This is a genomic window from Enterobacter hormaechei subsp. xiangfangensis, assembly GCF_001729785.1.
Lineage (GTDB): Bacteria > Pseudomonadota > Gammaproteobacteria > Enterobacterales > Enterobacteriaceae > Enterobacter > Enterobacter hormaechei_C.
This window is the reverse complement of record NZ_CP017183.1, coordinates 981,339-1,004,425: the sequence shown is the minus strand read 5'-3', so window position 1 is coordinate 1,004,425 and position 23,087 is coordinate 981,339. Positions and strand designations below refer to the sequence as shown.

Annotated in this window: 21 protein-coding genes; 5 read left to right on the top strand and 16 right to left on the bottom strand. The window is 55.3% G+C overall.

Features of this window, described 5'->3' with window-relative positions:
• Nucleotides 1–12: 12 nt before the first annotated feature.
• From adrA to BFV63_RS04655, 5 genes are all read right to left on the bottom strand, one after another.
• A complete protein-coding gene (adrA, locus tag BFV63_RS04675) occupies nt 13–1,116 on the bottom strand; it encodes a diguanylate cyclase AdrA (RefSeq protein WP_048241317.1) in 1,104 nt (367 codons plus the stop codon).
• A gap of 102 nt (nt 1,117–1,218) precedes the next feature.
• Nucleotides 1,219–1,539, bottom strand: a complete 321-nt coding sequence (psiF, locus tag BFV63_RS04670; RefSeq protein ID WP_022650447.1) for a phosphate starvation-inducible protein PsiF — start codon at nt 1,537–1,539, stop codon at nt 1,219–1,221.
• Between the two features lie 293 nt (nt 1,540–1,832).
• Entirely contained in the window at nt 1,833–2,093 is a 261-nt protein-coding gene (iraP, locus tag BFV63_RS04665) for an anti-adapter protein IraP (RefSeq protein ID WP_032608626.1), read from the bottom strand.
• 208 nt (nt 2,094–2,301) lie between these two features.
• Nucleotides 2,302–3,516 (bottom strand): multidrug efflux MFS transporter, encoded by a 1,215-nt coding sequence (locus BFV63_RS04660; protein ID WP_069597458.1) that lies wholly within the window; start codon nt 3,514–3,516, stop codon nt 2,302–2,304.
• 169 nt (nt 3,517–3,685) lie between these two features.
• On the bottom strand, nt 3,686–4,369 hold the full coding sequence (locus BFV63_RS04655) for an extensin-like domain-containing protein (protein ID WP_023324217.1): 684 nt from the start codon (nt 4,367–4,369) through the stop codon (nt 3,686–3,688).
• 104 nt (nt 4,370–4,473) lie between these two features.
• Here BFV63_RS04655 and ddlA point away from each other — a divergent pair, with 104 nt between their 5' ends.
• Nucleotides 4,474–5,571 (top strand): D-alanine--D-alanine ligase, encoded by a 1,098-nt coding sequence (ddlA, locus tag BFV63_RS04650; RefSeq protein ID WP_003859156.1) that lies wholly within the window; start codon nt 4,474–4,476, stop codon nt 5,569–5,571.
• A 3-nt stretch (nt 5,572–5,574) separates the two neighbouring features.
• On the opposite strand, the gene BFV63_RS04645 is transcribed toward ddlA, so the two are convergent.
• Nucleotides 5,575–5,796: a DUF2754 domain-containing protein gene (locus BFV63_RS04645; RefSeq protein ID WP_003859157.1), complete on the bottom strand. Its 222-nt coding sequence runs from the start codon at nt 5,794–5,796 to the stop codon at nt 5,575–5,577.
• 248 nt (nt 5,797–6,044) lie between these two features.
• On the opposite strand from BFV63_RS04645, the gene BFV63_RS04640 reads away from it, so the two are divergent.
• A complete protein-coding gene (locus tag BFV63_RS04640; RefSeq protein ID WP_003859159.1) occupies nt 6,045–6,347 on the top strand; it encodes a DUF2755 family protein in 303 nt (100 codons plus the stop codon).
• On the opposite strand, the gene BFV63_RS04635 is transcribed toward BFV63_RS04640, so the two are convergent.
• Both BFV63_RS04635 and sbmA read right to left on the bottom strand, forming a co-directional pair.
• On the bottom strand, nt 6,348–7,445 hold the full coding sequence (locus tag BFV63_RS04635) for a DUF1615 domain-containing protein (protein WP_045347332.1): 1,098 nt from the start codon (nt 7,443–7,445) through the stop codon (nt 6,348–6,350).
• A 12-nt stretch (nt 7,446–7,457) separates the two neighbouring features.
• Nucleotides 7,458–8,678 (bottom strand): peptide antibiotic transporter SbmA, encoded by a 1,221-nt coding sequence (gene sbmA, locus BFV63_RS04630; RefSeq protein ID WP_003859162.1) that lies wholly within the window; start codon nt 8,676–8,678, stop codon nt 7,458–7,460.
• 351 nt (nt 8,679–9,029) lie between these two features.
• Between sbmA and ampH the strand changes: the two genes are divergently transcribed.
• Nucleotides 9,030–10,190 (top strand): D-alanyl-D-alanine-carboxypeptidase/endopeptidase AmpH, encoded by a 1,161-nt coding sequence (gene ampH, locus BFV63_RS04625; RefSeq protein ID WP_003859164.1) that lies wholly within the window; start codon nt 9,030–9,032, stop codon nt 10,188–10,190.
• A gap of 2 nt (nt 10,191–10,192) precedes the next feature.
• Here the strand turns inward: ampH and BFV63_RS04620 are convergent, their stop codons facing one another.
• The gene (locus BFV63_RS04620; RefSeq protein ID WP_003859165.1) at nt 10,193–10,819 is read right to left on the bottom strand and encodes a helix-turn-helix domain-containing protein; all 627 of its coding nucleotides are present in this window, start codon (nt 10,817–10,819) and stop codon (nt 10,193–10,195) included.
• Nucleotides 10,820–10,907: 88 nt separating this feature from the next.
• Entirely contained in the window at nt 10,908–13,682 is a 2,775-nt protein-coding gene (locus BFV63_RS04615; RefSeq protein ID WP_048241319.1) for an autotransporter YaiT-related protein, read from the bottom strand.
• 452 nt (nt 13,683–14,134) lie between these two features.
• On the opposite strand from BFV63_RS04615, the gene hemB reads away from it, so the two are divergent.
• Both hemB and olsF read left to right on the top strand, forming a co-directional pair.
• Nucleotides 14,135–15,109, top strand: coding sequence for a porphobilinogen synthase (hemB, locus tag BFV63_RS04605; RefSeq protein WP_003859169.1), 975 nt, complete (start codon nt 14,135–14,137; stop codon nt 15,107–15,109).
• A gap of 128 nt (nt 15,110–15,237) precedes the next feature.
• Nucleotides 15,238–16,941: a bifunctional ornithine lipid synthase OlsF gene (gene olsF, locus BFV63_RS04600; RefSeq protein ID WP_048241321.1), complete on the top strand. Its 1,704-nt coding sequence runs from the start codon at nt 15,238–15,240 to the stop codon at nt 16,939–16,941.
• Nucleotides 16,942–17,049: 108 nt separating this feature from the next.
• On the opposite strand, the gene tauD is transcribed toward olsF, so the two are convergent.
• The 6 genes from tauD to mmuP form a co-directional block, all read right to left on the bottom strand.
• A complete protein-coding gene (tauD, locus tag BFV63_RS04595) occupies nt 17,050–17,898 on the bottom strand; it encodes a taurine dioxygenase (protein WP_048241323.1) in 849 nt (282 codons plus the stop codon).
• A complete protein-coding gene (tauC, locus tag BFV63_RS04590) occupies nt 17,895–18,722 on the bottom strand; it encodes a taurine ABC transporter permease TauC (RefSeq protein ID WP_045350620.1) in 828 nt (275 codons plus the stop codon). The genes tauD and tauC overlap by 4 nt, the downstream gene beginning before the upstream one ends.
• Nucleotides 18,719–19,486 carry a taurine ABC transporter ATP-binding subunit gene (tauB, locus tag BFV63_RS04585; protein ID WP_003863171.1) on the bottom strand — a complete coding sequence of 256 codons (768 nt, stop codon included), beginning with the start codon at nt 19,484–19,486 and terminating at the stop codon, nt 18,719–18,721. The genes tauC and tauB overlap by 4 nt, the downstream gene beginning before the upstream one ends.
• Nucleotides 19,487–19,496: 10 nt before the next feature.
• A complete protein-coding gene (tauA, locus tag BFV63_RS04580) occupies nt 19,497–20,459 on the bottom strand; it encodes a taurine ABC transporter substrate-binding protein (RefSeq protein ID WP_003863172.1) in 963 nt (320 codons plus the stop codon).
• A 173-nt stretch (nt 20,460–20,632) separates the two neighbouring features.
• Nucleotides 20,633–21,565, bottom strand: a complete 933-nt coding sequence (gene mmuM, locus BFV63_RS04575; RefSeq protein ID WP_048241325.1) for a homocysteine S-methyltransferase — start codon at nt 21,563–21,565, stop codon at nt 20,633–20,635.
• Complete coding sequence (gene mmuP / locus BFV63_RS04570) at nt 21,552–22,952, bottom strand: S-methylmethionine permease (protein ID WP_017383140.1); 1,401 nt, start codon at nt 22,950–22,952, stop codon at nt 21,552–21,554. Before mmuP ends, mmuM begins: the two co-directional genes overlap by 14 nt.
• Nucleotides 22,953–23,087 lie beyond the last annotated feature (135 nt).

Here is a 23,087-nt window from a genome sequence, read left to right as displayed (position 1 = left end):
CTACGCCGGGCGTCAGGCGGCCACTTCGGTGCGGCCCCGTCCGGCATTTTTGGCTTTATAGAGGGCCACGTCCGCCGCCTTTAGCCATTCACGATAGTGGGTGAACTGCGCCCCCCAGGGGGCAACCCCAACGCTGATACACAACCTCGCCGTTGGTGCTCCGTGCAGCGGCATGTTGACCAGCCGTTCATGGACGCGCGACATCGCTGCAATCGCGCTGTCGGCAGGCGTGCCGGACATGATCACCGCGAACTCATCCCCACCAAAGCGGCCAATATAATCGCCTGAGCGCAGAGTCAGCTGAAGCTGGCGCGTGATGGCAACAATCGCTTCATCTCCCACGTCATGCCCCCAGGTGTCGTTGATCGCCTTGAAGTGATCGATATCAATGAGCAGTATCGTCGCCTGTCGATGGCTGCGACGGCAGGCCTCAAATTCGTAACGCAGCAGCGTTTCCCAGTGACGGCGATTGAACACGCCGGTCATTCCGTCGCGGGTACTCATCAGCTCAAGCCGACGCTTATGCTCTGCCAGCCGGATCGCCGTGCGGTGGCTGAGCCATGCAAACAGCATGGGGTAGACCACCAGCACGGGGAGCGTCAGCCACAACGCCAGCGGTGCAGAGGTCAATAGCACAGGAGTACCCGTGGATTGCACGGTGAGCAGAGCAGACAGGGCAAGCAGCGCCAGTCCTGTCAGAAATAAGCGACATCCCCCCGATCCCATCATATTCATGCCGATCATCATGATCAGCGCCGCCGTTGGTAGCGCATTGAACCCTGTTAGCCCCATCCAGACGCCAGCAAGAATGGCATCGATTTTCAGATTAACAATTTCACTGCTGTGGGGTTCAGCCGAACGAAAAGCCAGCTGCCAGGCCAGATGGGGCCAGACAAAGACCCAGCCCACCAGCAATAACCACCAGACGCCGGAAAGAAACTGGCTCACCAGAACGCTGGCAAGCGGAACAAATAGCGCCGCCAGACCAACGATGCGTGCCAGCCGTATTCGCCGGGCAAATCGCAGACCGGAACGGTATGAATCATCCTGAGAAAGCTGCTGGTGCCACGCTTCCCGAATGTTCTCGTGACTGTCATAAAACTCATCATTCATCATCTTTGGGAATATTCTGAAACATTTTCCCAAATTATAGAGAGGGGGATAGCGGGGAAAGTATGAAATTTTGGGTGAGCCACAGCCGTGACTCACCCGTTAGCACTACGCCTGTTTTTTCAGGCACGCGCTCATGAACTTGCTGCGATCGTCGCCTTTCAGCATCTGCTGTGTCGCCTGGGCATTGCACTCGCGCATTTTTTGCTGCTGCGGGGTCAGGCTTTTTTCACCGGGTTTTGTCGCACCATTTTTTAGGCAGTCGCTCATGTACGTTTTACGGGCATCCCCTTTCAGGCTTTGCGATGTCGCCTGTTGGTTACAGGTCGTCATGCGTTGCTGCTGGGGCGTCAACGTTTTCTCTTCCGCATGTGCTGATGCCATCAGACACAGGCCAGAGAGCAGGGTAATCAGTATTGTTGTTTTCATTGCACCATCCTTTATGTGAAGTTCCACGTTAAGTCTGGTTCGTTACGGAAAAAAAACCACCCTGCGCACCTGATTTTCGCCGGGCTCCGCGGTTATTTCAGCCCTGTAGCGGCACAATGATCATTATCCGGTTTCGCCGGCAGGGAGGCGGTAATTAATAGCAGAAATTATGCGGTGAAAACTGTGCTCTGTCTCAATTTAATTTACCCTGAAAAATGTGTAAAAATAAAAACAGAGCGACGCCAGGCATCCTGCATGACAATTCTGTGACATGTCATTTCACCTCTGGCCGGTTAAGTGCGAGGATGCCTCAAAAGCTTTTTTACGTATTGCTGAAGCAGCTCCGCATCCTCTGCGGGAACCTGTGAATCAGGACGAGCTTTTTCCAGCGCGCCTTCAACGTTGTCGATCAGCGCCTCCTGCTCTGGTTTTGCCATCTGTCGCAGCAGCGCCGTCACAACGATTTCCAGCGCCTCGACCTGGGCAACCAGCTCTTTCGACTCTTCTTCCTTTTGGGCAAGCTTAACCAACAACTCAGCAATGAGATTTTTCATGGTGCTATTTCCTTATGTGATTTCCTCTGAAATTAACACCCTCACTGAATAATGAAAAGCATGGATTAGCTTTATCTTATGCAAAAGTGACATCGCTGCCAAAAAAGATATTTCGGGGAGAAAGCGAAACGTTTTTCTAAAAGAAAGGCGCCGCATTTCGTTATATAAAAATGCGGCGTTCATAAGAATAAATAATATATTATCGTGTTTACCGGGCCGACTTTGCCTCAGCGATTCGCCTGCGACGGCGTAAGGCGAAGGCCAGTTGAATAATATTCAGCAGTACCACCACCGCCGTAGCGGCAAATACCCAGCGGAAACCCGCCATCGCCGAGACCGAGGCGCCAATAAGCGGGCCCGCTACGTTGCCTAAATACATGAACGACTTGTTGTAGCCAAAAATGCGGCCGGTTACCTGGTCACTGGAATATTTCACCAGCAGCGTCTGAACAGCGGGCAGCATGGCGCCATCCGCGAAGCCAAGCAGGAAGCGCAGGATGCCCAACTGAAGAGGTGTGGTGACGAATGACATGGCAAAGAAAAGGATCACCGCAATGATGAGCGTTGCCATCAGAATACGTGCCGTACCGATCCTGTCGCCCAGTTTCCCCAGGCGCGGAGCAGACATCAGCGCCGACACGCCCGGCACGGCGGCAATCATCCCGCTCAGAAACGCAATGTTGCTGCTGTCCGGCGCCATCGACTTGATAAACAGCGCCAGAATCGGCCCCACCGAGCCATTACAGAGCTGGATCACCATCGTCGTCACAAAGAGGCTAATCATCAGGCCAGGATAAGGCAGCGAGGCGAAAACCGCTTTTCCGCTCAGGCGTTCGGATTTGCTGACAACAGGCCGCCCGCCCTCTTTAATCAGAAAAAGGGTGACCAGAAAGCTGATCGTCAGCAGGATCGCAGTAATGATAAAGACCGCACGCAGCCCGACATGGTCCGCCAGGAAGCCGCCGAGCAGCGGGCCGCCAATGACCCCGCTGATCTGGGCGGTGGAAAGCGTGCTGAGCGCCCAGCCGCTTCGCTCACGCGGTACCTGTGAGGCCACCAGCGCCATGGCATTCGGAATGTACCCAGAGGTCAGCCCCATTATCGCCCGCAGAATAAACAGCTGCCAGACGTTGGTGGCGAAGGCCTGGAGCAAAATGGCTATCGCCATCCCCAGCGAGGCGCGGAGCAGCATCAACTTGCGCCCCTTGCGATCTGCCAGGCTACCCCACATCGGCGACACAATGGCGGAGACCAGAAACGTCACGCTGAACGTCAGGCCGGACCACATGGAGAGCGCTTCATGGGAAGTGACCCCCAGCTGCGACACATACAGCGGCAGGAAGGGCAATATCTGGCTGATAGCCAGTCCGGTGAAGAAGCAGCCGAACCAGACTGAAATGAGGTTAACTTTCCAGGATTCCATAACAGAAATAGTCTTCATTTTTAGGCGAATTCGCCGACAGATTAGCAAGTTACGCGCAATGACATAGCGCCAGAGATGCGGCCTTGCAGACTTTGGTGTTTTATCTTCCCAGTCATCATATTTGTGAAATAAGTCACAATTCATCCAAATTTCGGCGGAAGATTATGCTTCATCGACATAATCCATATCCGCGCATTCCCAGATGGAAATGGTTGGCATGGGCGGCATTATAGTCCGGTCCCAGACTGTTACCGTAATAACCACAGCTTGCCGAGAGCAGCGCCTGTAGCCAGGGCTGCGTCTTTTCCGCTTTCCAGCCGTTTAGAACGGTAACACGCTGTCCGTTTGCCAGCCTGAAAGCGCTGATATCCAGCGCATCCGCCGTGGCATGTTCGCTGCGCCGCGCATCCGGGCGGCTGTAGATATTGCGGCAAGCAAAGCTGCCCAGATGTTCAATACGCGCAAGCTCGCTTCCCGTCCAGGTTTTGGTGAGCGGCCGGGCCTGCTGGCTGACAAACAGCGCCGAACTTAACGCCAGCGGGCAACTGGCAAGAAAGCTGCTGTTCAGGCTGACCGGGCCAAAATCACGTACGCGCACCACGTTACTCAGTGGACACTCCCCGGCGCTGTCAGCGACCGCCTGGGTACGGATAAGCCGACGTTGGTTCGCCTGCGTTAACAGGCTTTCGCACGCCTGGGGGGTTAAACGCCGAAGTTTAAACTGAGTTATTTTTCCGGGCGGATCGTCAAGCGTAAGCGGCACGAAAGGGTTGTACTGCGACGGCAACCAGCGGTAGCCCACCGTGACGATCCCGGCAATAACAATAAGAATAAACAGACCTTTTCCTTTCACGCGCCCCCCTTCAGCATCCCTCAAAACATTATGGCAGAAGGCCGCGAAACCCGCCGGGCATCGTGGTATGTTATTGGCTTTTCGTCAGACTGGAAGAGAGTGAGATGGCAAAGCAGCGCGTAGGTATTGTCTTTGGGGGAAAATCGGCAGAGCACGAGGTGTCATTGCAATCGGCTAAAAATATCGTTGATGCGATTGATAAAAGCCGTTTTGACGTGGTGCTGCTGGGCATAGATAAACAGGGCCAGTGGCATGTTAACGATGCCAGCCAGTATCTGTTACACGCTGACGATCCGGCGCACATCGCCCTTAATCCTTCTGATATCAGCGTCGCAACGGTTCCAGGCGTGGTACAGGGACAGCTTATCGATGCCGGGAACGCGCAGGCGCTGGCACAGATTGACGTGGTGTTTCCTATCGTTCACGGCACGCTGGGCGAAGACGGCTCCCTGCAAGGCATGCTGCGGATGGCGAACCTGCCGTTTGTCGGTTCCGATGTGCTGGGCTCTGCCGCCTGCATGGATAAAGACGTCACAAAACGTCTCCTGCGCGACGCCGGTCTGAATATTGCGCCGTTCGTGACGCTTACTCGTGCCAACCGCGATAAACATAGCTTCGCGCAGATCCAGGCGCAACTCGGCCTGCCGCTATTTGTGAAACCAGCAAATCAGGGCTCGTCCGTTGGCGTCAGCAAAGTCACCAGCGAAGCGCAGTTTAACGAAGCCGTTCGTCTGGCCTTTGAGTTTGACCATAAGGTGGTGGTTGAGCAGGGAATTAACGGACGCGAAATTGAGTGCGCCGTACTGGGCAACGACTTCCCACAGGCGAGTACCTGCGGTGAAGTAGTGCTGAACAGCGACTTCTATTCCTACGACACCAAATATATTGACGATAAAGGTGCCCAGGTTGTGGTCCCCGCCGCGCTCGATCCTGACGTTAACGACAAGATCCGCGCGATCGCCGTTGAAGCCTATCAGGCGCTGGGATGCTGTGGGATGGCGCGCGTCGACGTGTTTCTGACGCCGGATAACGAGGTGGTGATTAACGAAATCAACACCCTGCCGGGCTTTACCAATATCAGCATGTACCCGAAACTGTGGCAGGCCAGCGGGATAAGCTATCCGGAACTGATCACCCGCCTGATTGAACTGGCGCTGGAGCGTCACGCCGCTGACAGCGCCCTGAAAAGCTCCGTTAACTAACGGTTAGTCGGTTTTCTCTGCCGTCGTCGTCTCATCGGGGCGACGGCGGATAATGAATCCCGCCAGCCAGAAACTGATTACCCAGGTCACCAGCCCAACCGCATAGGTTTGCCAGCCTTTCGCTTCAAATCCCAGCAGCCCGACAACACCGTTGAGAATAAAGATCAGCCCGATCGCAAAGGCGTAGTAATGCCAGTCACGGCGTAGTTTGGAAGTGAGCTTCATGACAACTCCGGCAGAAAAAAAACTATCCTCTCACAGTTTGATAAAGGCGTCTGTGGCGGATACGTAAATTCTGAAAAGCAGCGCAGTTTCACTTATGTTATCAATTTGTGACGTGATGCAGAATTCGACAATCCAGGAGAAATCCTGAACCGAATTTCCCACGATTCTGATATTGACAAATGCTATGACCTGTCACACTCACCCTGTACGACGCGTATTAAAACAGAGTGATATTTTCGGGAGGTCTTATGGCAGACTTTACATTGTCGAAACCGATTTTTGGCGGAAAACAACCAAAAACCTCCACGGCGGGGAATATTGCCTATGCCCTGTTTGTTCTGTTTTGTTTCTGGGCAGGAACCCAACTGCTGAATATGCTGGTGCATGCTCCTGGCGTGTATGAGCATCTGATGCAGGTGCAGGATACAGGCCGCCCACGCGTTGAAATCGGTTTAGGCGTGAGCACCGTATTTGGACTCATTCCCTTCCTCGCGGGCAGCATGGTTCTGGGCGTGATTGCCCTCGTCCTGCGCTGGCGCAATCGCCACTGATTACAGTCCCATACAGCGTGCCCGACGATCGTCCACGCGTTTCGCGAACCAGGCGGTCGTCAGGTTACGCGTGATCTTCGGGCTTTCCAGCTGAATCCCTGGCAGAATGGCTCTGGGTAATGCCTTTCCACTTTTCTTCTCGGCCAGCGCAAAGACCTGCTTATAGAGATCCGTTTTCTCAAACGCCAGGCTGTCGCCCTTCTCCAGCTGTCGGCGAATGTCGTTGTTGCTCATCTCCAGCTTCGTCGAGAGTTTTCGCACCGCACGTTCGGTGGTCCCAGCCTCACTGCTGCCGTATGCAATGAGATCGCCATCCAAAGCGAGCTTCACACCGCTGGCGCGGCTTACCGCATTCTGGAAGGCTGCATTTCGGCTGGCATACCAGCCCGCATTAAAGTCGGCAAAGCGATACAGCGGTTTATCGTAGTTGGCCCGATAATTCAGCAGGTGATACGTCCCAAACCAAAGCCCACCGCGCAGGGAGAAGACCTCCTGACGCACCGTACCATCGATATCCCACGGATAGCCGTCGGTATGCTTTTCCGCAAATGCGATACTCACCTGCATCGGACCGCCGGTATGCACCGGATTCAGCGATCCAAACAGCCTCTGCCCCATCGGCACCATATTGATGAAATCATCGAAAATGGCGCTAAGCTGCTTCTCGGTTTTCACCGTATCCAGCCGTTCGCTATAGCTTTTACCGTTTGGCGAGGTGATTTTAAGGGCGGTATGTACCAGGAAAACCGGGATATGCATCGATTCGGCCCGGCGGTCGATCTCTTTCCAGGCGATTTTGTTCAGGCCAGGCACAACAGGATCTGACTGATACATCGATTCCTGCTGCGCCACCGCGAGCACCGAGCAGATATTCTCTTCGGTAGGCGCGATCTTCTGGCTTTTGAAGGTCGTTGCCAGCGCATCAGCCCACTCACTGCGATCCTTCACGCTGGCGGGCATCTTCTGCCGCACCACGCTCGCCACATCCACAGGCTTCTCCCCTTCTTTGAGCGGGGCAGCCCCTTTTTCGGCACAGCCCGCCAGCACGAAAGCGGCGAGTAACGTCAGAGGTAATGCACGTGGTACGGCAAATGGCATAGCAATTCCTTTTTAACCTAATGTATGGGTGACTTCCTGCACGTCCTTATCGTCCAGCTCACGCTCGAAACTGCGTAAACGTTTGTAGATGGACATCAGCTCCACAAGCGTAGTCCAGGAGCTAATCAGATACTGGAACGAACCGCGAACCTGACCAAAGACGTTGGTGATTTGGGTCATCAGACCGAGCGTAATCGTACCCGCAACGATGGACGGGAACAGCAGGAACAACCCGAAAACGTTATCAACCTGAAGATAAAGAATGCGCGCGATATTGAAATACATGTAATGGAAATAGAGGCGGAAGTAGTTACGACGTACGGCGCCAAACAGCTCACGCACGGTAGGCGGTGACGCACGGTTGGCATCGTCTTCACCATACACCAGCTCTTTACGGTAGGCCGCTTCCACGCGCTGGTTTTTAAACTCCAGCCCCGGCAACTTGATCCCTACCACCGCCAGCAGCCCCGTTCCCATCAGCGACCAGACAATCGCGGCAATCACCAGGCCGTAGGGCAGATGGCCGACAATCGGCAGCTCCGGAACGTGCGACGAGAGCGTCACCAGCACCGGCAGGAAGGCGATCAGCGTCATGATGGCGTTGATAAAGCTCACGCCCATATCTTCCAGAGTAGAGGCAAAACGCATGGTGTCTTCCTGCACACGCTGTGCGGCACCTTCGATATGTCGCAGGTGCTGCCAGTGCGCCATATAGTGTTCGTTCATCGCGGTACGCCAGCGGAACACATAGTGGCTGACGAAAAAGTTATTCATCACGCCGATCACCACGGCGATGAGGGCGATGCCGAGGAAGATCCCCACCTCATGGTAGAACTGGTTAATGGTCACTTTATGCGGCGAACTCAGCGCCGTCTGGATCAGATCGTAAAACGGCGCATACCAGGCGTTGACCGCTACGCCCACCTCAACCAGGAACCAGGTGACAAAGATGATTAACGACGTGCCGAGAATCGACCAGTATTGCCAGCGGTGAGGAGAATAGACAAACCAGAACATGGCAAAAAGCCCTACGCAGAGCACGTAATAAGCGTAGAAAAGCAGATAGCTCATGGACCAGAAGCGCGCTGCGCTAATGGGAATATCGCCCGTTGCCCCCGTAAGACGGGTCAGCCACGCGCCGCCACCGGCCTGCCAGAAAATGACAGCCAGCAGTGCCCAAATAAATGCCGACAGGAAAAAGGGCCCCGGCTTTGGGAAAAAAGACTTAAACATTGTGCTTCCTTCTTGTTGTTATGGCTGTTGCTGTGTTCAACATATCGCCACACGAAACCTTGCCTGTGCCAGCCTCCCGGCTCAGGCAAAAAAGTGAGACCTGCGGGTGAATTATTAGTTCGCTTCCCCGTTTTCAGGAATTGTTTCGGTGCGTTTCATTCGCAACAGCGATCGTAGCGTCTATCATACGGTCGATGTCACAAAATGGGAGCCACGCCGCAAGTAAATTGTTCAAATTTACCCACGGTTACGTTTTTCTCGCTATCGTTATGCAAATCGGGCCATTGCCCGACGCCGATTAGTAGTATAACTACCCGTAACTTTCCTTATTCACTTGATGGATGCTTTTCGTTGAAACGTTGTCTGCTCTCTATCGCCGCGCTGTGTGCGGTGAGCCTGTCCACCGCCCAGGCAGCACAGCCTCTGACGGCCCCGGTTCTGGCCTCTGACATTGCCGATCGCTACGCGAACCTTATTTATTACGGCAGCGGTGCGACGGGAATGGCGCTGGTCGTGATCGACGGTAACCAGCGGGTGTTTCGCAGCTTCGGTGAAACACGTCCGGGAAATAACGTTCGTCCGCAGCTGGATTCCGTTATCCGTGTCGCGTCGATAACCAAGCTGATGACCAGCGAAATGCTGGTGAAACTGCTCGATCAGGGCGTGGTGAAACTCGACGATCCGCTCAGCAAATATGCGCCGCCCGGCGCTCGCGTTCCGACATATCAGGGAACGCCGATCAGACTGGTGAATCTGGCGACCCATACCAGCGCCCTGCCGCGAGAACAGCCCGGTGGCGCTGCGCATCGCCCTGTCTTTGTCTGGCCAACCCGTGAGCAACGCTGGAACTACCTGAGCACAGCAACCCTGAAATCGGCCCCGGGCTCGCAGGCCGGCTATTCTAACCTGGCGTTTGATCTGCTGGCCGACGCTTTAGCGACGGCCTCGGGTAAGCCCTACCCTCAACTGTTTGAAGAGCAGATCACGCGTCCGCTCGGGATGAAAGATACCACTTACACCCCCTCCCCGGACCAGTGCAAGCGTCTGATGGTGGCGGAAAAAGGGGCCAGCCCGTGCAATAACACGCTGGCCGCCATTGGCAGCGGTGGAGTTTACTCTACGCCTGGCGACATGATGCGCTGGATGCAACAGTTCCTCTCATCGGATTTTTACGCGCGCAGCAATCAGGCCGACCGCATGCAGACGCTCATCTACCAGCGTGCTCAGTTACGTCGCGTCATTGGCATGGATGTACCCGGTAAAGCCGATGCCCTCGGCATGGGCTGGGTGTATATGGCGCCAAAAGATGGCCGACCGGGGATTATTCAAAAAACCGGTGGAGGTGGCGGATTCATCACCTATATGGCGATGATTCCGCAATCAAACGTAGGTGCTTTTGTGGTGGTCACCCGGTCGCCAAATACACGCTTCGTGAATATGAGTGATGGCGTAAATAATCTGGTGGCCGAGCTGAGCGCCAATAAAGCGCAGGTGCTTACGGCCTCTAACTGATCTCAATAGTCCGTGGGCAAACGGTTGATACTGACCAGTTTGCCCCGGCTCATATTGATGTAGTTCCCCTGACGCAGCGCCGCCAGAACCTCCGCAACGACCGAACGAGAAATACGCGTGCTACGCTGAATATGATTCATAACACCAATTTTTGAACGTAGCGCATCATCCCACTCGGCCATATTCAACAGCATCGCCCGAATTTGGCTATAGGAATTATTTCCAATCAGCTGTATATCACGTTTTCCCAGTAAATGGTTTAGCCATGACAGCCAGCAGAAAGCTTCTTGCCAAACATGCGCTTCTTGAATAAGTTCGCATGCAGTAGAGGCAGGCAAATAAAATCCGGTACAAGGTGTTTGTGCAATCAGAGAATATTCAAGATAGTTGTCATTTATCCATGCGCTTAAACCGTGGATATACGGTGCCCGCGCAATACCCATAAGTAATTCGTCTGATTTACGGTGGACGGCAGTCAGACCGGATTGTATGACAACGGTCAATGGTTCATCATCATTATTGCCGGTAGTTATTAATTGTTGTGGTTCGGTCTTAAATGGGGTACCGGCGATTTCCAGACACTTAATGAGCCGGCTTAATTCAGAAAGTGGTTTCGCATTAACGTTCATGCATACCTCAAGTCATCTGTATCTGTCGGTTCTTTATTATTTTTAAAGCACATAAAAAAGCGGGGGCAAAATCCCCCGCGTTTTTTTCTTACCAGGTATATTTCACACCCAGGTTTGCTCCCCAGTTCTGGTCAACGTCGCCGCCGCCCAGATAAGTCGCATCAGTGTAAGCACTGAAGTTTTTCGTGAAGCTGAACTGAGTACCCAGTCCCACGCGAACCGCAGAGCCTTCTACGCCGTTATCAATGCTGTCGTTGTTGATATCAGCATTGTTGTCAGCATCGTCATACACGTAAGCCAGTTTGAAGTAAGGCGTTAATGCCTGCTCGCCGCCGTAGTTGAAGGTATAACCTGCATCCACGCCGACTTCATAACGCATACTGTCGTAAGACTGACCATCGATACGCATGTCGTTGCTTAACTGGTAGTCATCACCGGACTGGAACAGGCCAGAAATCGCCGCGTAAGGCGTGACGTAGCCAGACAGGTTTGGTTTCCAGTCATAGCCCAGTTTCATCCCGAAACCAACGGCGTCAGTCGTGGTATTACCGTCAACATACTGACCATTGCTCATGGTGGCAGAGAGGTCGTTGTTGAAGCGGGTGTAACTCAGTGAGCTGTCGAGGAAGATATCGTTCATGAACTTCGCCGACGCGTAGATCATCGCAGTCTGGCTGTCCTGATCGACCTGACCCGTACGATCGCTGATATCACCCTTCGCGAAACCAGCCGCACCACCGACAATCCACTTCGCGTTATTACCGTCGATCTGAGTATCCAGACCTACCATAATGCCGCTTACGTCCTGATCGTAGCTAACGGTGCCATTATCCGCGTCAAAGTTGCCGCCGAAATAGCTCACCCATGCGCCGCCGTTATCTGCCAGGCCATGACGGCTGTTGGTCAGACGGGTACCCACGGTATCCTGTTGCAGATTCCAGATGTTGGTATTAGCAGAAGGAATGCTCAGCGCCATGTTGGCGTAGTCAGTCAGCTCTTCCTGCTGGAGAACAACGGTGTCGCCCTTCTGCTGCGCCTGATAGGTGTATGCACCTAAATCAGCTTTATTTGCCGCAGTAAAGCTGGCAGCGGTATCCGCGTTATTGTCATAGACGCGAATGATCTCTTTGTTTTTGTAGTCAGCTACGGAGCCTGCGCCGGTCGCATCGTCGATGCGCACTTTATAGTTACCGGCAACGTCACCGTTCACCGCCAGATGACCGTCAGAGTTCAGCGCGACAACACCATAGTCGTAGTCCGCTTTATTGCGATCGTTGGTGATATACCGTGCGTTGTTCAGGTCGCTGTTCAGCACATAATCGCGGCTGGCAACGTTGAGTACACCGCCATCGGTCAGCACCATATTGTGCGTATCAACCTGACCCAGACCCAGCGCCAGCTCTGCACCGTTGTCCACGGTAATGGTGTTGGCATACAGCTCAGCTGTCTCTTCAGTCAGTGCCGCACGGCTGTAGCTATCCAGATACAGGCTATCGGTTGCTACCGCGCCGTTGTCGCCGATGTTCAGGCTAGACGCATTGGTCAGGGTGATGGAATCCGCCAGCAGGCCGGAGTTTTCAACATTGACCTGAGACTGGTTGTTCACCGTCAGCGCGTCGATGTTGGAGATCTTACGGGTATCCCACTCGGAACCGTTATCCAGCGCCACGTTGAACAGGCCGCTCTGATAAACCTCTTCACCTGCAACGTGACCGTTGCTATCAAAGGTAGAATCAGGCCAGATGCTGTTTGGAGAAAGTGCATGCCAGTCTACATTGCTGTAGCCTTCACCATACATCTGCGCCGTGCCGATGGCCTCAACGCTGGACTGCGCGGCACCCACCCATTTACTGCCGTTGGTCAGCGTGACATCCAGCTTGTCGGTATCATCCCAGCCGTTGGTAGTTGGGTTATAGACGCCATCTTCTGTGGTATCCGTTGCCGGATCGCCATTCTCGTAGAAGTTGTTATCAAAGGTGCTGGAGAAAAGGATGTCGCCGGTAATGGTAGAGTGATCGAAGGTAGCGGTGGTCTGCATAGCGTTATCAGACGCGCCAGCCACAACGATCAGCGCCGCATCATCCGCAGCCGTGGCGTTGGTTTCACCGTAGTCGCTCGGCTTCGCCGTTTGACCGTAGAAGCCGCTGGTACCCAGATCGCTGTACGCACCGGAGGTCAGCACAGAGTCTTTCACCACCAGCGTATCGGTAAAGACATTGCTGCTGTTAGCAACGCCTTCAACACCGTCGTATGGCGTGTTATCCAGATCCTGGTAACCCTGCGTCAGCGTGATACCCGCAACGTGGGAATTGTTCTGAATAACGATATCAGATTCAACGTCCAGCGTGATGGCGTTACCCAGATCATAGGTGTCCAGATAATGCGTTTCAGTGGTTTCGCCATTGACGACATCATACGCGTAATGCTCGTAGGTATCGTTGATGGTGGAGTTATCAACGGTCAGGCTAAAACGATCATACTGGGTATGAGCGGTGCCGTCAGTATCTACGCCATCTGCACACGTCGTGGTCATACACTCTGAGGTGATCATGCCATTAATGGTGCTGTTAGAAATACTCAACGCGTTCGCACGGCCATTGACACCATCATCCAGATAGTATGTCGAAATAACTCCGTTTACGGTTGATTTATTGACGACCGGATAAATGTCACCATCATATGTGGCATCTGAATAATTCCAGTCAGCATAACCATAATACCAGGGCGTGGACGCAGTATTGTCATATCCAAAAGTATTATATGTCGTGCCGGATATATCTTTCGCATTGGCCTGAGAAGCGATAGCCAGTGTGCAGGCTAATGCAAGTTGTGATACAACCAGTTTCTTTTTCCATGTTTGCATTGGGTCATCCCTCCTCAGGGACGTAAGCAAGTTTGTCCATCAAATCATTTAGCAACATTAAATTGCGGAAGGAATTATGCAGTTTCACTTCGAAAAGGTTCAATGAATGATTCCATTAAGTCCGTATTCAGACAAATAAGCTTATAAACCCACGGCAATATCAATCATTATGAATAAATATTATAAATTCAACTGATTGCAAACTACTTTAGTTGCTTCGACACATATAATAAAAAGCAATTAATCATTTATATTTATAATCCCAAACCAATATAGAAGCCTCACCAATATTACACGCCACGCTGAACATCAGAATAAGATTTATAATATAGACTAAATACATGCAGCGTATATTAGTCGATTTCGAAAATCTAAAAGACAACTTTAGTAAAACACCGCTCCCTGCTTTCAGGTACACTATACCTCTTTGTTCCACAAACATCAGGCATACCATGACCGATTTAATTGCACGTCCCCGTCGCCTGCGCAAGTCACCCGCACTGCGCGCCATGTTTGAAGAGACAACACTGACCTTAAACGATCTGGTGTTGCCGATTTTTGTTGAAGAAGAGATCGATGACTACAAAGCCATCGACGCGATGCCGGGCGTGATGCGCATTCCTGAAAAGCATCTGGCCCGCGAGATCGAACGCATTGCGAATGCGGGCATCCGCTCGGTGATGACGTTCGGTATCTCCCACCACACTGACGCGACCGGCAGCGATGCCTGGAAAGAAGACGGCCTCGTGGCACGCATGTCGCGCATCTGCAAAGAGAGTGTGCCGGAGATGATCGTCATGTCCGATACCTGCTTCTGCGAATACACCTCTCATGGCCACTGTGGTGTGCTGTGCGATCACGGCGTGGACAACGATGCGACCCTGCTGAATCTGGGCAAGCAGGCGGTGGTTGCCGCCGCCGCGGGTGCGGATTTCATTGCGCCTTCTGCGGCAATGGATGGGCAGGTACAGGCGATTCGCCATGCGCTGGATGCCGCGGGCTTCACCGACACCGCCATCATGTCCTACTCCACCAAATTCGCCTCCTCTTTCTACGGTCCGTTCCGTGAAGCAGCGGGCACGGCGCTGAAAGGCGATCGTAAAACCTATCAGATGAACCCGCTGAACCGCCGCGAAGCGATTCGTGAATCTCTGCTTGATGAAGCCCAGGGCGCTGACTGCCTGATGGTGAAACCGGCTGGCGCGTACCTGGATATCCTGCGCGACATTCGCGAACGCACCGAACTGCCGCTGGGCGCATACCAGGTGAGCGGTGAGTACGCGATGATCAAATTCGCCGCGCAGGCGGGTGCCATCGACGAAGAGAAAGTGATCCTCGAAAGCCTGGGGGCGATCAAACGTGCGGGCGCGGATCTGATCTTCAGCTATTTCGCGCTGGATCTGGCCGAGAAGAAAATTCTGCGTTAATCCGCTTTAGCGCCGGGTGGCGACTTCGCCTTACCCGGCCTGCTCTCTGCGCTAATCTTCACCAAACTGCAATACAAACGACATCTCCTCCTTCTACTGTCTGGGCAAGACGGCAGGAGGAGTGATCAATGTTTAGTCTCGACAGCGTTCTTGATGACCTTTGGCCTCAGGCGAGGCCCGCACCCTGGCAAAAAAGTCTGTTAAAAAGACTGCTTCACGAAGACGAATTTCAGCAGTTTGCTGCCAGCCACCGTCACCTGAAAGGGCTGGATATGGTGGATCAGGTTCTGGAACACCTTGATATTCACTGCTCCGTTTCCGCCCGCGATCTCGAACAAATCCCCGAACACGGCCCACTCATTGTGATAGCGAACCACCCCACTGGCACGCTGGATGGGCTGGCGTTGCTGTACGCTGTTTCCCGCGTGCGCCGCGACGTCAGGGTTGTTACCAACAGGATGCTGTCCCACCTTGAGCCCCTCAGTTCATTGTTTATTCCCGTGGATAATATGGGCGGCAGAACCGCAAAAGCTTCGCTGATACAGATGGAGCAGCACCTGCAAAACGCCGGTGTGCTGATCTTCTTTCCGGCGGGCGAAGTTTCCCGCCCAACGCGCAAAGGCATACGCGATAAAAAATGGCATCCGGGCTTTATCAAGCTGGCTGGCAAATTACGGGTGCCGCTACTTCCGGTACATATCCAGGCGCACAACAGCCTGCTGTTTTATGCCAGTACCCTGGTCTCGCCAACGGTATCCATGCTGCTGTTGATGCAACAGATGTTTCGCCGCCGTCACAGTCAGTTGCCGATCAAAATCGGCCAGCAGATTGCCTGGAATGACCGGTTTAGTTCTACCCTTTCATCGCGTGAGATGGCCGAGCAGTGTCGTCAGCACGTGATACGTCTTGGCAAGGGATTGCCTGGCGTCTTTAAAACCCAGTGCGCCATTGCCCGCCCGGAAGACAGGGCCACGCTGAAGCGCGAACTGGCGCAGGCCGAGTGTCTGGGAAAAACGAGCGATGGTAAGGCCATCTATCTTTGGCAGCGCAACGGGCAGGAAGAGGCGCCTCTGCTGCGCGAGCTGGGGCGGCTGCGCGAGATTGCCTTTCGTGCCGTGGAGGAAGGCAGCGGGAAGCGGCGGGATACGGACAGCTACGATGATGACTATCTGCACCTCATTTTGTGGGATGACGATGACCTGGAGATTGTCGGCGCATACCGCTTTATGCCAACGGCCATGCAGGTGGAAAAGCGCGGCGTCGAGGGGTTGTACAGCTACAGCTTGTTCCACTACGACGAAAAAATGCAGGACATACTGGAGCACGGCATTGAGCTGGGGCGTAGCTTTATACAGCCGCGCTACTGGGGGCGTCGCGGTCTGGACTATCTGTGGTCAGGTATTGGCGCCTATCTGGCACGCTATCCTCATTACCGTTACCTGTTTGGCCCGGTCTCCATCTCCGGGGGGTTACCGCCTGCCGCGCGGGATCTGCTGGTCGCCTTTTACCGCCTGTGGTTCCCGGCGACGCATCCGCTAGCCGCCTCGCGCCAGCCCTATCCCGCATCCCTGCCAGACGTGCTGGCGCAATTTGGCGGGGTGGATTACGTGGATGACCTGACAAAGCTCAAATCCCTGCTCGGCAACCTGGGTTGCGGCATCCCGCCGCTCTACAAACAGTATTCCGAGCTATGCGAACCCGGCGGCGTGCAGTTTGTCGATTTCGGCAGCGATCCGGCGTTCAATAACTGTATCGACGGGCTGGTGCTGGTGGATTTGTGTTATCTGAAGGCGAACCGCTATCAGCGGTATATTGAGGCCCATTTGTCGTAATGTCGTATTTGTAGGCCGGGTAAGCGCAGCGCCACCCAGCATGAACGGAGCATAATAGCCGGGTGGCGGCTACGCCTTACCCGGCCTACATGAGCCGAAAACGAAGGGTTATGGACGATAAAACGGCTTATCCCCCAGGATCGTCGCCCGCTGCATAATCCTTCGCTGCGGCAGATAATCCGCATTGGCGTAATGCTGCGTGACGCGGTTATCCCAGATCGCCAGATCGTTCTCCTGCCAGCGCCAGCGCACCTGAAACTCGGGTTTCGTGATATGCGCAAACAGGAAGCCGAGCAGCGCCTCGCTCTCTTTCTCCGCTACGTCCACGATACGCGTGGTAAACCCTTCATTCACAAACAGCGCCTGCTTTCCGGTCACCGGATGCGTACGCACCACCGGGTGCAGCAGCGGGGGATGTTTTTCGACCGCATCCAGCCAGCGCTGGTGCTCCTCTTCCGTTTTACGGTACTTATATTCCTGGAATGATTTTTTGAAGTCATGCTCCGCCCGCAGGCCGCTCAGTAGGGTCTGGAGCGGCGCGGAGAGCGCCTCAAACGCTGCGATCCCGCTGGCCCACAGCGTATCGCCCCCCGTCTCAGGCAACAGCTTCGCCGCAAGAATCGCCCCGGCTGGCGGTGTGTCGATAAAGGTCACATCGGTATGCCAGTTATCGTTATCCGGCGGGTTATCGTTGTGGGTGTCGAGGACGATAATCTCCTCCACCCCTTCCGCATGCGGATAGACGGGGTGGATATGCAGGTCGCCAAAACGCAGGGCCAGCGCGCGCTGCTGATGCGGGGTAATGGCCTGTTCACGCAGGAACACCACCTGATGACGCAGCACCGCGTGGTACAGCTGCTCAAACTGGTTATCGCTCAGCGGACGGGTTACGTCCAGGCCCGACACTTGCGCGCCAATGTACGGCCCCAACGGGATAATCGTCAGACGTTCACTCATTGTATTTCTCCATGCCAGGGCGTCAGGCGACGCTGTAGCGCGCGCAGTCCCAGTTCTAATCCAAAGGCGATCGCGGCGATCACTGCGATCCCTGCCAGTACCACATCAGTCGCCAGGAACTCTCCCGCCGACTGCACCATAAACCCAAGGCCGCGCGTGGCGGCTATCAGCTCTGCCGCCACCAGCGTAGACCAGCCCACCCCAAGGCCGATGCGCAGCCCGGTCAATATCTCCGGCAGCGCGCCCGGTAAAATGACGAACAGCAGGACCTGCGCGCGGCTGGCGCCGAGCGACTGCGCCGCACGTATGCGTACCTGCTGCGCACTCTTTACGCCAGCCAGGGCCGACATCGCGACCGGCGCAAAAATCGCCAGGTATATCAGTAAGATCTTTGACGTCTCCCCGATGCCAAACCAGATCACCATCAGGGGCAAGTAAGCCAGCGGCGGGACGGGACGGTAAAGCTCTATCAGCGGGTCGAGAATGCCGCGTACCGTCGGGCTCAGTCCCATCGCGATCCCCACCGGAACGCCAATAATGACCGCCGCCAGCAGCGCCACCAGAATACGCGTCAGACTGGCGCCTAAATGCTGCCAGAGAGTGGCATCCATAAAGCCCTGCGGCCCGGCGATAGTAATCAGTTTTTCCAGAACCTGGCCTGGCGGGGGCAGAAACAGCGGGCTTACCCACTGCTGCGCGGCAACCGCCCACCATACCGCCAGCAACACCACCAGCGTGCTGACGCTTAAAGTGATCTGGCGAGAGAACGGCCAGCGTAAGGCAAGGCGCGTCCGCCGCGTTTTTTCACTGAAAACAATGCTCATGAGAACGCCTCCCGTTGCTCAAACACGCGGCTTAAGACGTATTCACGCTGTTCAATAAACAGCGGATCGGATTTGATGCTGCGTACTGGCTCTCCCGCCACATAGCGCCGGGCAAACTCAAGCGGCAGGCGCTCCAGCACGCGTCCCGGCCCCGGTGAGAGCAGCACCAGCTCCGTCGCCATAAACACGGCCTCTTCGATATCGTGGGTGATTAACAGCACCTGCTTGCCGGTTTCGTGCCACAGGCGCAGCAGCAGGGTTTGCATCTGCTCGCGGGTGAAGGCATCCAGCGCCCCGAAAGGTTCGTCCAGCAACAGCAGCTGTGGGTTAGCCGCCAGCGCACGGGCGATCCCGACGCGCTGACGCTGCCCGCCTGAAAGCTGCCAGATAAAGCGTTTTTCAGCCCCCTCCAGCCCGACCTTTTTCAGCATATCGCGCGCCGTATTCAGGCGCTGTTCACGTGCTACACCGGCCAGTTGCAGACCAAACGCAACGTTTTCCTGAACGTTTCGCCACGGGAGTAACCCTTCGTTCTGGAAAACCACGCCGCGCTCTGCGCCCGGCCCCGTGACCCGTTTCCCTTCCAGTTGGATCGAGCCGTGCTGATACGGTACAAACCCGGCGATCAGGTTCAGCAGCGTCGTTTTCCCGCAGCCGGACGGTCCCAGCACCACCAGCAGTTCACCGCTGTCCAGCGTCAGGTTGATCGCTTCCAGGGCGGGTTTGCCGCCGTAATCGGCAGACAGGTTTGTAATGTTCAGCATTGCAGCCCCCTTATTTCACAAAGCGATCGGTCACGAACTGGCTGTAATCCGCCGCCACCGCAGGCACTTTGCCCTGCTCTTTCAGGAACGTCGCAGTGTCAACAATCGCTTTGCTTACCGGCCCGTTCAGCTGCTGGACCTGCTGAGCAGGCGTCAGATAGGTGTTGCCTTTTACCAGCCCCGGCACGTCAGCTTCCGGCACGCCGCTCAGACGTGAGAGTTTCTCCAGGTTGGTGGGCTGTTTCAGCCATTCATCCGGGTTGCTGATGTATGGCTGCTGTGCGTCGATGGCGCTTTTGGCGAAGGCTTTCACCACTTCAGGGTGTTTCTCGGCAAAGTCCTTACGTACCACCCAGACATCAAGGGTTGGCGCGCCCCACTGCCCCACTTTTTCGGAGTCGGTCAGCACGGTGCCCTCTTTTTCCAGTTCGTTGACGGCGGGCGCCCAGACGTATGCTCCGTCGATGTCGCCACGCTGCCAGGCGGCAATAATGGCCGGAGGTTGCAGGTTGATGATCTGCACCTGGCCGGGCTTAATGCCCCAGTGTTTCAGCGCTGCCAGCAGGCTGTAATGCGTGGTGGAGATAAACGGCACCGCGATGCGTTTGCCGATCAAATCTTCGGGTTTCGTGATGCTTTTCTTCACCACCAGCGCTTCGGAATTTCCGAGCTGCGACGCCAGCAGGAAAACTTCAATCGGCACCTGCTGGCTGGCGGCCACCGCCAGCGGGCTGGAGCCCAGGTTGCCAATCTGCACGTCGCCCGAGGCTAACGCCCGCACAATCGCCGCGCCGCTGTCGAACTTGCGCCAGTCGACGTTCGCCCCGCTCGCTTTGGCGAAGGTGTTATCCGCCTGCGCGACTTTCGCCGGCTCAGCGGAAGTCTGATACGCGACGGTGACGTCCACCGCCTGCGCCTGAAATGCCCACAGCGCCAGTGCGCCGAGAAGTGTGATCCGCGATGAAATTGCCATAATGTCTGCTCCCTTGTTGTTATGAGAGCAGTATTTCCGGCGCGAGAATTTTGATAAAGGAATAAAAAAGAATCGCTAATGACGATTCGTTTTTAGAAAAAAAGCGGGAAAGGATAGTGAATTTTGTGCGGTTGTTTCGCCGGGTAAGGCGCAGCCGCCACCCGGCAAAGACCTCAGCGCTGAACCGTCAGCGCAGCAATATCTTTCGGCGTGGTCCGGCAACATCCCCCGATTAATTTAGCGCCAGCCGCCAGCCACTGCGGTAAATACCCCGCCAGCGTCTCGCACGCTTCACCGTGGTGATGCCAGGTTTTGCTCACCGCATCATAATGCTCGCCGGAGTTCGGATAGACCACCAGCGGCAGCGATGTCAGGCTGTGCAGATGCGTCAGCGCCGAGGTGGTGTTTTCCAGCGCGATACAGTTGATCCCCAGCGCGACAACCTGCGGGTAGTTTTCCAGCGCAGAAACGACATCCCGCAGCGGCGTTCCGTCACTCAGGTGCTCGCTGTCACGCAGGGTAAATGAGAACCATGCCCGGGCGCGGGGATACGCCGTCAGCAACGCCGCCAGCGCCTTAATCTCAGTGAACGAAGGCAGCGTTTCACAGGCCAGCAAATCCGCGCCCGCATCCAATAGCGCCTCTACACGCGGGCGGTGGAAGGCGGTGAATTCTTCAGCGCTACGCACGTAATCGCCGCGATACTCGGAACCATCGGCCAGATACGCGCCGTAAGGGCCCACAGATCCCGCCACCAGCAGCGTGCCTGCATTTGCGTTCTCAGCCAGGTACACTTCCCGCGCTTTGCGTGCCAGCTCTACGCTTTTGCCAATCAACGCCCGGGATTGCGACTCGTCCAGCCCGCGAGCGGCAAAGCCCGCGGGTGTCGCCTGATAGCTGGCGGTGATCGCCACCTGTGCCCCCGCGCGGTAGTAGTCGAGGTGTACGTCACGGATCAGCTCCGGGTTTTCCATCAGCACTTTAGCCGACCAGAGGCTGTCGGCAAGGTTACAACCGCGCGCTTCCAGCTCCGTTGCCATTGCCCCATCCAGCACGACAAACGGCTGGTTTTCAAGGAGGGCGGTAAGCGGATTATTCTGCGACATGTTCAGGCTCCTGCGTGGTCAGGTTTCGGGTCAGATAGTACGCACCATAACACAGGGCGACAAACGGAAGCCCGCAATAAAGGGCAATACGCTGGCTGGGGTCAAACCACAGGCCGACGCAGGCCACCAGGCAGAGGATAAATCCAAGCACGGGCACCAGCGGATACCATGGCGCGCGATACTGCAACGCCGAAAGCGGTTGCCCGGACTGCACGTGACGGCGACGAAACACAAAGTGCGACGCGCAGATGCTGATCCACACCGCCACCACCGCAAAGCCGGAGATAGCGGACAGCGCCACAAACACCGTATCCGGCGCGACCACGCTGGAGAACAGCGCCAGCACGCCGCCCAGCATGGAAACGGAGAGCGCCGTCAGCGGCACGCCGTTTTTGTTGACGCGGGCAAAGCAGCGCGGCAGCGTTTTCTCGTTAGACAGAGACCACAGCATACGGCCAGAGGCGTACAGGCCCGAGTTCGCCGCCGAGAGGATCGCCGTCAGGATCACGAAGTTAAAGATATCCGCCGCATACGGAATGCCGACCTTTTCAAACACCAGCACAAACGGACTTTTCTCCACGCCAGCCTGCTGCATGGGGATCAGCGCCGCCAGCACAAACACGGTGCCAATAAAGAAGATGATGAGCCGGGCGATGGTGGTGCGAATAGCAACCGGAATAACCTTGTGTGGGTTTTCCGTTTCCCCTGCCGCGATGCCGATAAGCTCTGTACCTGAGAAGGCAAAGTTGACCGCCACCATGGTCATCAGGATCGGCAGACCGCCGTGCGGGAACCAGCCTTCGGCAGTAATGTTGCTCAAGCCCGGCGCCGGTGACCCATCCTGCATCGGGATAAAACCGAAGATCGCCGCTCCGCCGAGAATAATGAAGGCGATGATGGTGATGACTTTCACCAGCGAGAACCAGAATTCCCCTTCGGCGAAGAAACGCGTGGAAATCACATTAAGAGCAAAAATCACCACGCAAAAGACGACGCACCACGTCCAGACGGGAACCTGCGGGAACCAGTACTGCATACAGAACCCGGCTGCGGTAAAGCTCGATCCCAGCGCCACTGTCCACGTAAGCCAGTACAGCCACGCCACGGTATACCCTGTCGCCGGGCCGAGATAACGAGCGGCGTAGACGTGGAACGCCCCGGTTTCCGGCATCGCCACGGAGAGCTCGCCCAGACACTGCATAACCAGCCAGACCACCAGCGCACCGATAAGATACGCCAGCAGCGTGCCCGCCGCGCCAGTTGTCGAAATGATGTATCCGGTATTGAAGAATAACCCTGTGCCGATAACGCCACCCAGCGAGAGCATAATCAGGTGGCGGGTTTTCATGGTGCGCTTAAGCTGCCCGTTTTGTTGTTCTGTTTGCATATTACCTTCTAAACGTATGGACATCTAAACATCCAAAGAAGGGTGTTATACCGCGATTGTTAACAAAAAGCCACCCGGCACGACTTCGGCGCAATTATTGGTAAATCCTTAAATCAGTTCTATAGTCGACACAGT